General features: G+C 39.0%; 9 protein-coding genes. 6 read left to right on the forward strand and 3 right to left on the reverse strand.

The window, feature by feature from the left end:
- Positions 1-307: 307 nt before the first annotated feature.
- On the reverse strand, positions 308-2110 hold the full coding sequence (locus tag E4661_RS00250; protein WP_136464810.1) for an alpha-L-fucosidase: 1803 nt from the start codon (positions 2108-2110) through the stop codon (positions 308-310).
- A gap of 915 nt (positions 2111-3025) precedes the next feature.
- Here E4661_RS00250 and E4661_RS00255 point away from each other — a divergent pair.
- The 6 genes from E4661_RS00255 to E4661_RS00280 all read left to right on the forward strand — a co-directional run bounded on the left by E4661_RS00255 (position 3026) and on the right by E4661_RS00280 (position 13181).
- A complete protein-coding gene (locus E4661_RS00255; protein ID WP_136464811.1) occupies positions 3026-5848 on the forward strand; it encodes a hypothetical protein in 2823 nt (940 codons plus the stop codon).
- A 221-nt stretch (positions 5849-6069) separates the two neighbouring features.
- Positions 6070-8169, forward strand: coding sequence for a glycoside hydrolase family 20 zincin-like fold domain-containing protein (locus E4661_RS00260; protein WP_136464812.1), 2100 nt, complete (start codon positions 6070-6072; stop codon positions 8167-8169).
- Between the two features lie 235 nt (positions 8170-8404).
- Positions 8405-8725, forward strand: coding sequence for a family 16 glycosylhydrolase (locus E4661_RS19240; protein ID WP_205728905.1), 321 nt, complete (start codon positions 8405-8407; stop codon positions 8723-8725).
- A 609-nt stretch (positions 8726-9334) separates the two neighbouring features.
- Positions 9335-10663 (forward strand): L-fucose:H+ symporter permease, encoded by a 1329-nt coding sequence (gene fucP / locus E4661_RS00270; RefSeq protein ID WP_136464813.1) that lies wholly within the window; start codon positions 9335-9337, stop codon positions 10661-10663.
- Between the two features lie 114 nt (positions 10664-10777).
- Entirely contained in the window at positions 10778-11908 is a 1131-nt protein-coding gene (locus E4661_RS00275) for a DUF6786 family protein (protein WP_136464814.1), read from the forward strand.
- 169 nt (positions 11909-12077) lie between these two features.
- Complete coding sequence (locus E4661_RS00280; RefSeq protein WP_168796295.1) at positions 12078-13181, forward strand: alkaline phosphatase; 1104 nt, start codon at positions 12078-12080, stop codon at positions 13179-13181.
- 40 nt (positions 13182-13221) lie between these two features.
- Here the strand turns inward: E4661_RS00280 and E4661_RS00285 are convergent, their stop codons facing one another.
- Together E4661_RS00285 and E4661_RS00290 are read right to left on the reverse strand one after the other, a co-directional pair.
- Positions 13222-13833: a hypothetical protein gene (locus tag E4661_RS00285; protein ID WP_136464816.1), complete on the reverse strand. Its 612-nt coding sequence runs from the start codon at positions 13831-13833 to the stop codon at positions 13222-13224.
- Positions 13834-13927: 94 nt separating this feature from the next.
- Complete coding sequence (locus E4661_RS00290; RefSeq protein ID WP_136464817.1) at positions 13928-14203, reverse strand: ATP-dependent Clp protease adaptor ClpS; 276 nt, start codon at positions 14201-14203, stop codon at positions 13928-13930.
- Between the last annotated feature and the right edge of the window lie 20 nt (positions 14204-14223).

Consider the following 14223-nt stretch of genomic DNA (forward strand, 5'->3'; position numbering starts at 1 on the left):
TGTTTTAGCTATTCGGATAACCCAATGACCCTTGTTCAAACTAACTCAAACTGAATACTCAACTTTAACAAACATTGGAGTATAAATTTATACTCCAACAACGAATTTATAAAAATTAGGACATGACCTAATCATATATTTTGTTTCAACGCAAATCAACCATTATTCATACCAAGCCTTGCATGTGAAAGGCATTTGGGCGTAATGGATTATTACTTGATTCCCAAAGTAATCCTTATTTTACTACCAAGACATCATTGTTCAGTCCATATTGTAAATAGAGAGAGGCTATCCTTGATTAAAAATATTATTTCTTACCACGAGTTATTTCAAACGTCCATGCGTCGTAAGAGGGCAACTCATTAAAACCAATGTCGGAGGTATCAACAACCAATTTTCCATTTAAATAGGAATGTTTCAATATTTTATCCAAACCAAGCATGCACACTGTTACCTCTCCAGGGTCCGCAATGTTTAATTCCAATTTATCGCCAGGCCATTCCAAAGCAATAGCGTAGATATTTCCATTGTTTTGAGTATAGCAGAGATACGTTTTTAGCGAACTATAAGTGCCCATCAGACCAGGTTGAGTTGCAGCATTATCTTGAAACAATTGCGAGGCAGGCACCAGCGCTTTGTTCATTTTTTTAGAACTCCAGAACAATGCAATCTCTGCCTGAAGCTTTTTCTCTTTAAACTTTATAAGAATTGGATAAGCTACTCCTTCTTTAAGCTTGATTTTCCCATTTGTTGAAGCCCCGGTATTTGCACCCATCACATGGGAGTCTGTACCTTCGGCAGTATAATTCTGATCTATCACAAGTGTATTGTCTATGGTTACACTTGCTGCATCATCTGCTTTTACTTCAAAAGTGTATATGTCTGAAACTGGTGCAACTATGTATCCTTTCCATTCAGCCGTAAAATCATCTTCTTTAATCCCTTTCATTGGAGAATTCCGTACCCAATTAAAATTGATTAAAGAATCTATGCGTTGTTCAGAGACCATTTTTTCTTCTTCAATTTTATCATATGGTTTAGAGCCATATATTGCATCACCATTAATGCTAAGCCATTTACCTAATTGCATTAATCGTTCCTGTTGTATCAGGGGAATTTGCCCATCTGCCTTTGGGCCTACATTCAATATCATGCCCCCTCCATTGGCTACGGCTTGAATGAACCTATCTATAAGTTCCTTGGATGTTCCGTAAGCCTCTAGTGGTTCTTTCCTGTTCAGTCCGAAAGATCTTCCCAATCCACGAACTTCTGTCCATGGCCTGTCAGTTACTTTGATTCCTGCGCTATACTCGGGCGTTAAAAATCCTATATCTAGCCCATGTCCCCAGCGATTGTTTACTAAGGCATCATCTCCAACCAAGTTATAATACCAATCTATAAGCTCCGGGGCATGCCATTGCTCTGCGGTGTTGAACCATTCGCCATCTGCAAAAATTAGTGATGGCTTGTAAGTTCCTATGAGTTCCTTAAACTGAGGAATCATATAATTGTCTACATAGTTTCCAATGCTATCATGTGGGTCGGTATACCAACGGTGAAGAGGGTGATTCCATTCGGCCAAAGAGTAGTACAAGCCCATTTTAAGTCCGGCCTTGCGAATCGACTTGGTCACATCACCAACCAAATCACGTTTTGGCCCTACATCCATACTGTTCCAATTTCTGTTATACTTACTTGGCCAGAGTGCAAAACCATCATGGTGTTTGGTCACAAACATAATATACTTGGCCCCTGCTCGCTTGAAAAGGTCAGCCCATTCATCAGGATTCCACAGTTCGGCTTTGAATAGCGGAGCAAAATCTTTATAAGTGAAATTTTGCCCATATGTCTCTTTCATAAAATTGGTGCGAAGAGGCTCTTCTAATTGCAATCCCCGCAAAAACCACTCGGAATATGCTTCAGGCGCTCCATATGCAGGTACAGAATACAATCCCCAATGAATAAAAATTCCAAGTTTAGCATCTTGAAACCATTGTGGGTATGGCCTTTCTTGTAATGATTTAATAAGTGCTTCATTTTTTGCATTCTGAGCACCTAGGGTCATTGACCAAAGCATGCCTATAGCCAGTAAAAATCGTATTCCTCTCATTAATCCAGATTTTGGTGTTGTATTTGGTTATTTCTGCCGCAAGGTATTCCAAATTTTTATTTTTATGCCAATACTTCTCTATTGGGCAGAATCAAATTATGTAACCTGGATATGTTGATGCGATTTTACTTTTCCAAATCGATATTTCAACGATTAAATTTCTATCAAGGTAATTATCAAAAATCCGGCAATTTTCAAAAATCTTAATCCGTCTCCATTAGGGCTTTTTCAATTCCAATACCGGAACCTCCCTTATACTGGAATCAACGACAATCGGAGTTTTGCTTTCAAGATGTAGCAATGCCACTTCCTAACCTAATTCTTCTTTAAAAACTTGAAAATATCGGAGAGTTGAACAGCACATTTGTTTTAAAAGAATTAAACATACTTCCGCTTTTAATATATAGAAATGAGCATTTAGGTAAACGCTGGTAATGGGCCATGACTTTCCCTAGATAGGAAAAGTATTTTGTTGACTGTAAATAATGTAACAACGATTGATTTTTTATTGAAAACATTAGAATTAGACCAAAAAAAGCTCACTTCTTACCTATTGAGCAAAAAAAGTATTAGCTTATGTTTAACATTTTGTAGAAACCTATTTTTTACTTAACTACTTTAGTTTCCCTAAATAACCAGCCCTTCTTTTTCAAATTAGGGTTAACCAAAAATAACCAAACTACCAGTTAAGAAGAGGATTCAAAAAAGAACCCTACCGTCTCTTGATAGATTTAGGTTCCTTGAATCCTCTTTTTTCATTAAAGGCTTTGATGGCAGAGAATTTTTTTTTCAAAAAACAAACCTTTACCGCCCTATCTTTTTTGATATTTTCATTGAATATAATTCTTCACAAATCGCGTATCTCCAAAAGGAAGTAGCATTTATTGTGACGACTTATCCAACCGACAGTTCCTTATGAAAATCAAACATCTTAATCTAGCAATTACCATCTGCATATTTCAGGTTAATCTACAAATGGCTAGAGCTCAAACCGATTGGCTTGTAGATGGCTCGTCCTATAAAGCCAAAGTAGAACAAACAGCAGGTAACGAATTAGAAATAACCAACGGCCTAATCAAGCGGGTCTTTCGTATAGCTCCAAATGCAGCTACCATCCGTTTTGATAATCTCGTCACCGGTGAATCGTTGCTGAGAGGAGTGAAACCCGAAGCAGTGGTGAAAATTGATGGAATCAATTACGAAGTGGGCGGTCTCAAAGGACAACCCAACTACGCTTTTCTAAAACCAGAATGGCTTGATGATATGACAGCCAACCCATCTTCCATGCAATATGTTGGCTACAAAGTAAGTGAACCCAAAGCACCTTTTGAATGGAAACAGGTTAGAAATTATGCTAAAGGTTCAGAATGGCCTCCAAAGGGTGTCCACCTGCGCATGGATTATAAAATGCCCGATGCCAAATCCCTGTTTAAAGAAGGTACGTTGCTTCCCAGTGAATATGGACGTGAAAAACTTTATAAAACTGATTTTAAAACGCTCGACTCCGAGTGGAAGACTGTGTACTCCAAAGCCCACGAGCGCTCTTCTTTCCAAAACGAAGGTAAAATAGGGGAAATATATACACTAGCAAATACCGCTGTTTATGCAGAAAAAAAACTCGACCCCAAAACAAGGATCGTTGAAACCACAATTAATGTGGGAACCGACAGGAGTAAGGAGTATGGAGCGGGAATTACATTAGTATGGCCCAATAAGACCATTAAATTCTACCTACGTCCCGGAGGTAATGATTATGATGATGAAGTGGCCATGTTTGGCCTTTGGGATGGAAAAAAGGAACACAAGGCAGCCGGCGGACGTCAAATCTTGAATGTTTCCAAACCTTGGACCCTTCGCTATAGAATTACGGATGAAGCTGTTTTTTGTGAGGCAAAATCACAAGGTGGTGACTGGAGAACCATCGAAAAACTTGCACCTTTTGAAACCATGCCCACACATGTTCGTATTGGCAAAACCAATGGAAAAGGTGAAGGTGGGGACAAAAAGGACAATCTGGGCCAACTGGTTCGCATGCAGATTATGGGTTACGCCTCCTATGGAGAAACCTCAAAAAGTGGCAACGTTGGGTTCTCGGAAGATGATATCACCGTGTCTGTTCATTATGAACTCTATGATGGTATTCCAGTAATAGCCAAATGGCTTGATGTAACCAATAACAGCGAAAAGGAAATTACCATAGATAAATTTATTAGTGAAATTTTGGCTGCCGTTGAATACGGTTCTGCGGTGGAAACCCGTGAATATAATGTTCCCAAACCAAATATCCATGTGGAGACGGACTATGCCTTTTCCAGTTTTAATGTTGAGGATGCCAATCACCATGCTGTACGTTGGTTACCTGATTCCCAGTATGACACCCAAGTCAATTATCTCAGGGTAACCCCATGTTTGTTGAACGTTGGACCCGAAATTGGACCGAACAAAACCGTTGAATCTGGTAAAACCTTTAAGACTTTTAGAACATTCGTACTTCCATATGATTCTTACGATAGGGAACGTCAAGGTTTGTCCCTACGGAGAATGTACCGTATTCTAGCACCTTGGACAACTGAAAATCCATTGATGATGCATGCCCGTTTTGCGGATTGGGAGCGAGTAAAAACTGCCATAGATCAAGCTTCCGAGGCTGGATTTGAGATGGTCATCTTAACTTTTGGTAGTGGATTCAATATCGAAAACGACAGCGAAGAATATCTAGCCAAAATGAAAAAATATGCCAACTATGCCAAAAGTAAAGGTGTAGAAATTGGCGGATACTCTTTACTGGCTTCTCGACGTATTGGTAATGGCCAAGATGTGGTCATGCCTCCTGGACAGCGCCCAACTTTTGGTAATTCACCATGTATAGAAAGCCGATGGGGTCAAGATTATTTCAAAAAACTGTACAACTTTTACGAAGAAACTGGCTTCACCTTATTGGAGCATGACGGTTCCTATCCAGGCGATGTTTGTATGTCTACGGACCATCCCGGTCACAAAGGACTGGAAGATTCAAGGTGGGAGCAATATGAGACCATCCAAGAGTTTTATAAATGGTGTCGCGCCAATGGCATATATCTCAACATTCCAGATTACTATTACATGACTGGAGGAAATAAATGTGGAATGGGGTATCGTGAAGTCAACTGGAGTTTGCCTAGAAATCAACAACTTGTACATACACGTCAAAACATTTATGACGGAGCATGGCAAAAAGCACCTTCAATGGGGTGGATGTTCGTTCCTCTTACCGAATACCATGGTGGAGGTGCAGCAGTGACAATAGAACCGCTTAATGAACATTTGGACCACTATGAAATGATGATGTCCAGTAACCTCGGTGGAGGCGTACAGGCTTGTTATCGGGGTCCTAGACTCTTTGATTCCGAAAAAACGAAGGGTATGGTAAAAAGAATGGTCAATTGGTTCAAAGGCCACAGAGAAGTATTGGAAGGAGATATCATTCACTTAAGAAGGGCGGATGGCTATGATCTTGACTACTGGCTCAATGTAAATCCAAATGGTAAGGAAAAGAGCATGTTGATGGTATACAATCCGACCGATAAAGAAATTTCAAAAACCATTAAAGTGCCGCTTTATTATACGGGATTGGAAAAAGAAACCCATGTTGAATCACAAAATGGCGCCGTTTCGACCCACAAGTTGGCCCGTGACTACAGTATTGATTTGAAGGTTACAGTCCCTGCCAATAGTTACACCTGGGCTATTATGAAATAAAAGGATTTCATGTCTAATTGAATGAAAGTCCGATGTAAAAACATCGGGCTTTTTAATAAAATATAATCTCGCTTTAACAAGTTTCAACCATACATTCTCAGGATTTGTTTTGAAAACCGAATTAAATGGTCTTCAAAATTAATTGTGTTATCGTACACATTTTGATGTTGTTTTTTCATATCTTGCCTAGCGGAACCCTTCAACTGTTAATCATAAATCGCATGAAATCCTGTAAACCAATCATTTATCTTCTTCTCATCTTCTTTTTGAACGCCTGTACCATCCAAACCGAAAAGAAACCGGGAACTTTTGAGCTACTACCAACACCCCAGAATTTTGAAATTGTAGGCATTAGCGACCTCAAGGCCGATCAATTGAAAATGGCTTTTGCGCAAAACAGCGAAAACCTTCCTGTTTTGGGAGATGGTTTAGGACAACTAACCCAAGCCGAAACCCAATCGGATGCGGAAATTTTATATGGAATCGATTCAACCTTGGAAATACCTGCAGAAGGGTATCTTTTGGAAATAAAAGCAGATCAGGTAATTATTTCGGGAAAGGATGAAGCTGGATTATTCTACGCCTTTAAAACCCTTGAACAACTTACCGCCGATGCTAAAGAGCAAGATGTTTTTCTTCCCCTATGCACAATAAAGGACTTTCCCCTGCTTGCCTATCGTTCAATTCATTGGGACATAAAACATCATTTGGAAAAAACGGATTACTATTATCGGTTGATCGACAAATTATCCAGCTATAAAATCAATGCCATTATAGCTGAAGTAGAAGATAAAATCAAATTTGAACGCCATCCAAAAATTGGTTCAGCCGATGCTTTGAGCAAAGTTGAATGGAAAAAGCTTTCAGATTATGCAAAGGAAAGAAACATAGAGATCAGTCCTCTCATGCAAGGTTTAGGGCACTCCTCTTTTGTGCTCAAGCATGATGAATATAAACATCTTAGGGATGACGTTACAAGTGACTGGGCATACAATCCTCTAGATCCAGAAACGTATGAGCTTCAGTTTGACCTTTACGAAGAAGCCATGGAAGCCACTCCACACGGAAAATATTTACATGTTGGTGGCGATGAGGTTCACACCACGGGTCGCGGAAGTGGCAAATCAGCTTTGGAACTGCAATTACAATGGTTGAACAAAGTGTGCCGATTCGCAGAAGAGCATGGTCGAACTCCTATTTTCTGGGACGATATGCCATTGCAACATGCAGAAGTCTATGGGCCAATGTTCAACAAAAATTTGAGCAAAGAAGAGGTTGATAAAATCTGGGAGGAAAATGAACATAAGTTGGTGGAATTTCTGGACGAGTTTCCCAAAAACTGTATCTATATGCGATGGAATTACCATGCTCCGGAAACATATGGTAACAGCAAGGCTATGAACTGGTTCAGCGACCATGGTTTTAAGGTTATGGGAGCAACAGCTGGACAAACAAGATGGGTTCTGATGCCGCAAAGGGAAAGTAATATAGCAAATATTAAGTCCTTTGCCCTTTCTTCCATCGAAAGTGGGTTAAACGGTCTTTTGCTGACACTTTGGGATGACGATTCACCACACTTTGAGCTTTATATGAGAGGCATATTGGCCTTTGCCGAATATACTTGGGCTGGTGACAAGCGAACGAAGGAAGAAATCAAGTCAGCATATAGACATAGAGAATACGCCAATGCACTCGCCGATTCTCAGTATGCCTTCATAGATAGTCTGGAAACCCCAGTAGCACAATGGAAAAATCTATTGTTGCAGGGCAACAGCCGTAATTACTTAAAGAGTAATCCAAACGCTAAAGAGAAACTGGTTCTTGAAATGCCAGATGCACAAAATGCTGGAGAATGGGCCAAAAAACATGCGGAAAGAATAGAGAATGCTAAAAAAATAGTTGCCTTGAATGATAGTATTGCGGCCAAAATTACTGAAGTGAAAGAGTTGACCAAACGAAACACCCATAATCTTGAAGTCTATGAACAGGTAAACAACTTAGTACAATTTAGCAATAAGGCATTTTTACAACTGGCCGATTATGATCAAGCCGAAAATGACGACGTAAGGAAAAAAGCGTTGGCAGGGCTATCAAAGTTGAAGGAACAATTTAATGAGCTTCGAAAAGAATTTGAGGCCGTATACGGCAAAACCCGGATTCTTACCAAACCTGACGATTATATCCTCGACCAAGATCACCATGTCCATTTAGCAAATCAGTCAACCTCTTTTGATTGGCAGTTTTATGCAGAAATGCTGTTTCTTGAAAAGTTGGAAGAAGACATTATCAACAAGGTTACCAGCGCCAGCATTAAAGATTAAAACAGCAGAACCTATGAAAACGGGTTTTACAAGTGTATTATGCATCGGTTTAGTGTTATTTTTTGGTTGTAAATCCACGCAAAGTACTGATTCGGAATCTGTTATTTTTGTTCAAAAGGAAAATAGACCCTATAAAAAATGGAAGGTGGTATGGGAAGACGACTTTAGTTCTCCCCTACTAGATAATAGTAAATGAACAAAAATACCCCAGGGCAAATCTGATTGGAATGACCAAATGACGGATAAAGATGAAAGGTGTTTTGATTGGCAAGATGGGAAGCTTTATTTAAGAGGAATCAAAAACACAGATACTTTGACCGATTCTCGTCCCCATCTTACAGGGGGAATCTATACCAAGGGAAAATTCGCTTTTCAATACGGTAGAATCGAAATAAGGGCAAAATTAGAATCCTCCAAAGGAGCATGGCCAGCCATTTGGATGCTGTCCGAGCAAAAGAAGTATGGCAAATACCCAAGAAATGGGAAATTGACACCATGGAACATCTCAATTTTGATGATATTATTTACCAAACCACCCATTCCTATTATACTTTAGAGTTGAAACAAAAGGAAAATCCACCTTATTATAAGACAACAAAGTTTAATCCTAACCAATTCAACACCTTTGGTTTAGAGTGGCATCCCGACAAATTGGTTTACACCCTAAACGGTGAGCCCACGTTTACCTATCCCAAAATTGAGGTGTAGACCCTTCTCAATGGCCTTTTGATCAGCCTTTTTATTTGTTGATCGATCAGCAATTGAGTGGTTCATGGGTCGGTGAAGTTGATTTGGACCAACTACCTGTCAATATGATCATCGATTGGGTCAAGGTGTACCAATAAACCGAAGATTTTGAACAAATCTTTGTTGCATTCCCGAACTGGCCTGCCCTTCATACTAAATTGTATTCTTGACGTTATCATACAACCTTCAAACAAAATTAGAAATCACCAACCTCACGAAAAACTCCTTTTCTTAAGGTAATCCTATGTCGAATTTTCTGCTTTTTGTCATTTCTCCCAAAGAAGGCAAAAAAAGTATCGTTTGATGTCATTTTAGTAATAGCAATATCCTATGATATCAGATAGATTTGTTTACCCCTGCCATTTTAAAATACGAAGAATGAAGCAAGGGAACATACCAATTTAATGCTATAACTAACATGGAAAACAACAATACCGTAGTTCAGAAAAAGATATTGATTCCTTTTATTCTGATTACTTCGCTCTTTGCTTTATGGGGATTTGCCAATGACATCACCAATCCGATGGTCTCCGCATTCAAGAAAATCCTGGAACTGAACAATACTCAAGCATCATGGGTACAAGCTGCCTTTTATGGTGGATATTTCACCATGGCCCTTCCGGCCGCTTATGTGGTAAAGAGATTCTCATACAAAACAGGTATTCTGGCTGGATTGGCCCTTTATGCAACGGGAGCATTGCTATTTTACCCAGCAGCGGCCAAGGAGAACTACTTTTTCTTTTTAATGGCGCTATACATATTGACCTTTGGATTGGCTTTTTTGGAAACCACAGCCAATCCATTTATCATGTCCATGGGGTCGGAAGAGACTGCGACGCGACGATTGAATCTGGCCCAAGCATTCAACCCTATTGGTGCACTATCAGGTCTTTTTGTTGCCCAAACCTTTATTCTTGGAGCATTGCAATCGGATGATTTGGATGCAAACGGCAATAGTGTCTATGAAACACTCTCAGAATCGGCAAAAGCCGCGGTTAAAACATCAGACCTAGCCGTCATTCGTGACCCATATGTTGGGTTAGGTTTATTCGTGCTCTTAATGGGCGTGATCATCATCTTGGTAAAAATGCCCGAAACAAAACAAAAGAACAGTTCTGTAGACATGTTGGCATCCATAAAAAGAATTTTCAAAAGAGGTCATTTCACTGGAGGTGTCGTTGCTCAAACCTTCTACGTAGGAGCACAAATTATGTGCTGGACCTATATCTACCAATATGCAGAAAACATAGGTATAAACAATCAAGATGCTGTGAACTACGCCTATGCGGCCCTCGGTATTTTCCTTTTGGCCAGATTTATTTTCACATACATGCTGAAGTTTATCAACTCTGGAAAATTAATGCTGATTTTATCTTCGTTTGCTATTGTGTTTTGCCTCGGCACAATTTTTATTCAGGGGATATATGGATTATATAGTTTGGTAATGGTTTCATTCTGTATGTCTTTAATGTTCCCTACCATTTATGGAATAGCTCTAAATGGTTTAGGTGATGATGCCAAAACCGGTTCTGCATTTTTGATAATGGCTATTGTTGGAGGAGCATTTATGCCAATACTTCAGGGAATGGTCCTTGATATAGGTGGTCCTGGATACAGCGACGTAAAGATTTTAGGAACACCAGAGGTGAACTTTTCCTTTATTCTACCATTATTATGTTTTGTGGTCACATTACTTTATGGTCTTAGTACATTGAAGAAATCGCGAAAAATAACAGTAAATTCATAAATAGATAAGGTGACAAAGACCGATATGTCCATATCATCCAAAGCCAAAATATTCCCGGTCTTAGTATTCGCTTTGATTTGCCTAACTAATTGCAAGGAAAAAAAAAGTGATGTTATGTCCAACACCGAGGTCTTTCAAAAGGGAACATTTGGATATGATGCCCTATTCATAAAAAAACACTTTCCCAATACTTTTATCCTCTCAAAAGGTAACAATCAAGTATTGATTACGCCCGAATTACAAGGACGTGTAATGTCAAGTACCTTGAACGGTTCCAATGGGTCAAGTTTTGGATGGATAAACTATGACTATATCGAATCTGGCGAAAGAAGCGACCAGTTCAACCCATTTGGAGGTGAAGATTATTTTTGGGTAGGGCCTGAAGGGGGGCAATTTTCTGTTTTTTTCAAGCCTGGCGCCAGTTTTGACTTTTCAAACTGGAAAGTTCCCAGTGCAATTGACACTGAACCTTTCAATCTGGTTCGCAAAACAAATACAGAAGCTCATTTTCAAAAGGAAGCACAGTTTACCAATCATTCCAACAATACACTTCGGCTCAAAATAGACCGCACCATCCGGTTACTGGACAAAACCAAGTCAGCTGAGTTGTTAGGTATCACTATGCCTAAAAATATACAAGCGGTAGGGTTCGAAAGTGAAAATGTAATTACAAATACGGGCACCTCTGAATGGACAAAAGAGTCGGGAATGCCATCGATTTGGATTCTTAGCATGCTCAAGTCTAAGGACAATATTGTTGTAACAATCCCTTTTAAAACTGGCAAAGAAGACAATCTAGGCAAAATAGTGACCGACGATTATTTTGGAAAGGTTCCTGCAAACCGTTTGAAGGTTTCTGATAGTGTGCTTTACTTTAAAGCAGATGGTAAAAAACGAAGCAAGATTGGTTTGTCACCCAAAAGAGCACTTCCTATCATGGGAAGTTTTAATCCTGATGACAAGATTCTGACAATAGCCCAATTTACAATTGAGGAAAATCAATTCGATTATGTAAACTCCCTTTGGAAAATCCAAGAACATCCATTTGAAGGTGATGCAATCAACTCGTATAATGATGGTCCCTTAGAAAATGGAGAGCAATTAGGACCTTTCTATGAGTTAGAAAGTTCTTCTAGAGCTGCAGATCTTGGCCCTACTGAAACCCTGATGCATTATCATAGGACTTTTCACTTCACGGGAGATGAACAACAATTAAAAAAAATTACTCCATGCCTCCTTGGATGAAATAAGAAGTGTCTTTTAGGGCATGGTAATCGTACTCCATGAATACGTAGAAAGGATTATAGAAATACAGGTATATATAATTTTGAGCACTATGATACCAATATTGGTGATTTCAGAAAAAAAAAGAAGAAAAATACTTGAAGCATTAAGCAATTAAACCATGAGCATCATGCCGTACAAGAACACCTATTCAACCACGCTCACTATTTTTATCCTCATGCTGGTCTGTTTATTCCCGATTACCAGTTTAAAGGCCCAGAACCAAAAACAACCTAATAAGATTATTTTTCTCATTGGTGACGGTATGGGATTGACGCAAATTTCTTCATTATATGAACTTGGGCATTTGGAACATTCTAATTTCGAACGCTTTGACCACATTGGTCTCTTGAGGAACAATGCATCTAGCCATCAGATAACGGATTCGGCCGCTGGAGCAACCGCCTATGCCTGCGGTGTAAAAACCTACAATGGTTCAATTGGAATGGACAAGGACACTATTTTGGTAAAAAATATTGTAGAAATCTTACCTAATGATGTTTGGAATACAGGACTTGTGGCTACTAGCTCTATTACACATGCGACTCCTGCTTCATTTTTCTCGCATGTTAAGCTAAGAAGGGAGCAAGACTCCATTGCAGCTTGGATGCACAAGTCAAATGTGGACTATTTCGCAGGCGGAGGAACTCGTTTTTTTGAACAACGCCCAGATAGTCTCAATTATAGTGATAGTCTGCGACTCAATAACTTTGAGGTGCTTTATCAACTGGATGTCAAAATGATCAACAATGACAAAAAATTGGGATTTCTTCTTGCTAAAGAAGGCATGCCTAAAATGACTGAAAATCGAGGTGAATTTCTAATCGATGCAAGTCAAATAGCCATGGACTACTTATCAAAAAAAGGCAATAATTTCTTTTTGATGATCGAAGGCTCACAAATTGATTGGGGAGGGCATGCGAACGATGCAGAATACATCATTACAGAGATGCTAGACTTTGATAAAACCTTGGGTGCCGTTCTCGATTTTGCCGAAAAAGATGGAAACACATTGGTCTTGGTAACCGCAGATCATGAAACCGGTGGTTTCGCCTTATCTTCAACAGGAGGAAATTACAATGAAGTACAAGGTACATTTTCTACCGGAGGTCATACCTCCACTATGATTCCGATTTTTGCTTATGGCCCCGGAAGTGATTCATTTACTGGAATTTACGAAAACTATAAAGTATTCCATAAAATCATGCACGTTCTGAATCAAAAAAATCATTAGCACAAAATTCTTTAGCAATCCTAAAAACCCAAAAAGGGTTTTAATCCAATTTATTCTTTAGTGAGTCAAGTGTTAACTGAGTCTGTTCTAATTCCAATATCAGTTTTTGATTATCTTGCCGGTGCTGTGAATGTATTTGTTCCAGTTTTCTTTCAAACTCATCCAGCGGAACATACTCAGGTTCTAACAAAATGCTATTTAAGATGCTCAAAAGAGTAAACACAAAACTTACTACAATTGCAGAAATCAGAACAAACAACAATAATTTTTCCTTTTTAGGTTTGGGAGCATGTTTGGTCAATAACTTTTTTTCTTCTTTGGATAAACCTCGATTGGTTTCGAGTTGATCCAAAAAAACGTCCCATTTCTCTTCTTCCTTTATGTGCATATCCTTGAAGCCCCCTTCTCCCAAGAATTTAGCCGTGGTAGGTGTTGATGCCAACATGAAGATTGCAGCTCCGTTACCACTCATTATATCTAATAGCGAAGCGTCATATTCCTGAATTTCCTTGATCAGTTTTTTTGCAAAATTCAAACTGTAATTAGGTCGTAGAAACTCATCATATAGAACTTGGGCTTCAAAATAATCCCTTCGTCCCAATGCGTATTTTAGAAAACGGTCTTTTAATTCTGCCTTAAAAAATTCGCCCATTTTCTTTTAGAAAATTCTATTGTTGGTGTTAATTACAAATGTAGTGGTCAAATGAAAATACAGTGTTAATTGAACATTATAGGTTTGAATCCAATTAAACAATTTCAGCGCTTAGACCCGCTTCCAAAAGTTTGGAGCATTTTGGTTTTAGAAAGGAATATTCGCCAGTTTTCACCGTACACTTTCCATTATAGTGCACTATCAATGAACATTGTTCCGCTTGCTCAGGAGTATGTTCGCAAACTTTTATCAAAGTTTCAATAACATGATCAAATGTATTTACATCATCATTGAACAGAACAATTTCGCTCTGATCTACAATCTCTTCCTCTAAAAGTACTTCCTCTGATACCTTTTCCTTGATACCCATGATTGTTGAATTAATCAATT

It is taken from the genome of Flagellimonas onchidii (assembly GCF_004804315.1).
Lineage (GTDB): Bacteria > Bacteroidota > Bacteroidia > Flavobacteriales > Flavobacteriaceae > Flagellimonas > Flagellimonas onchidii.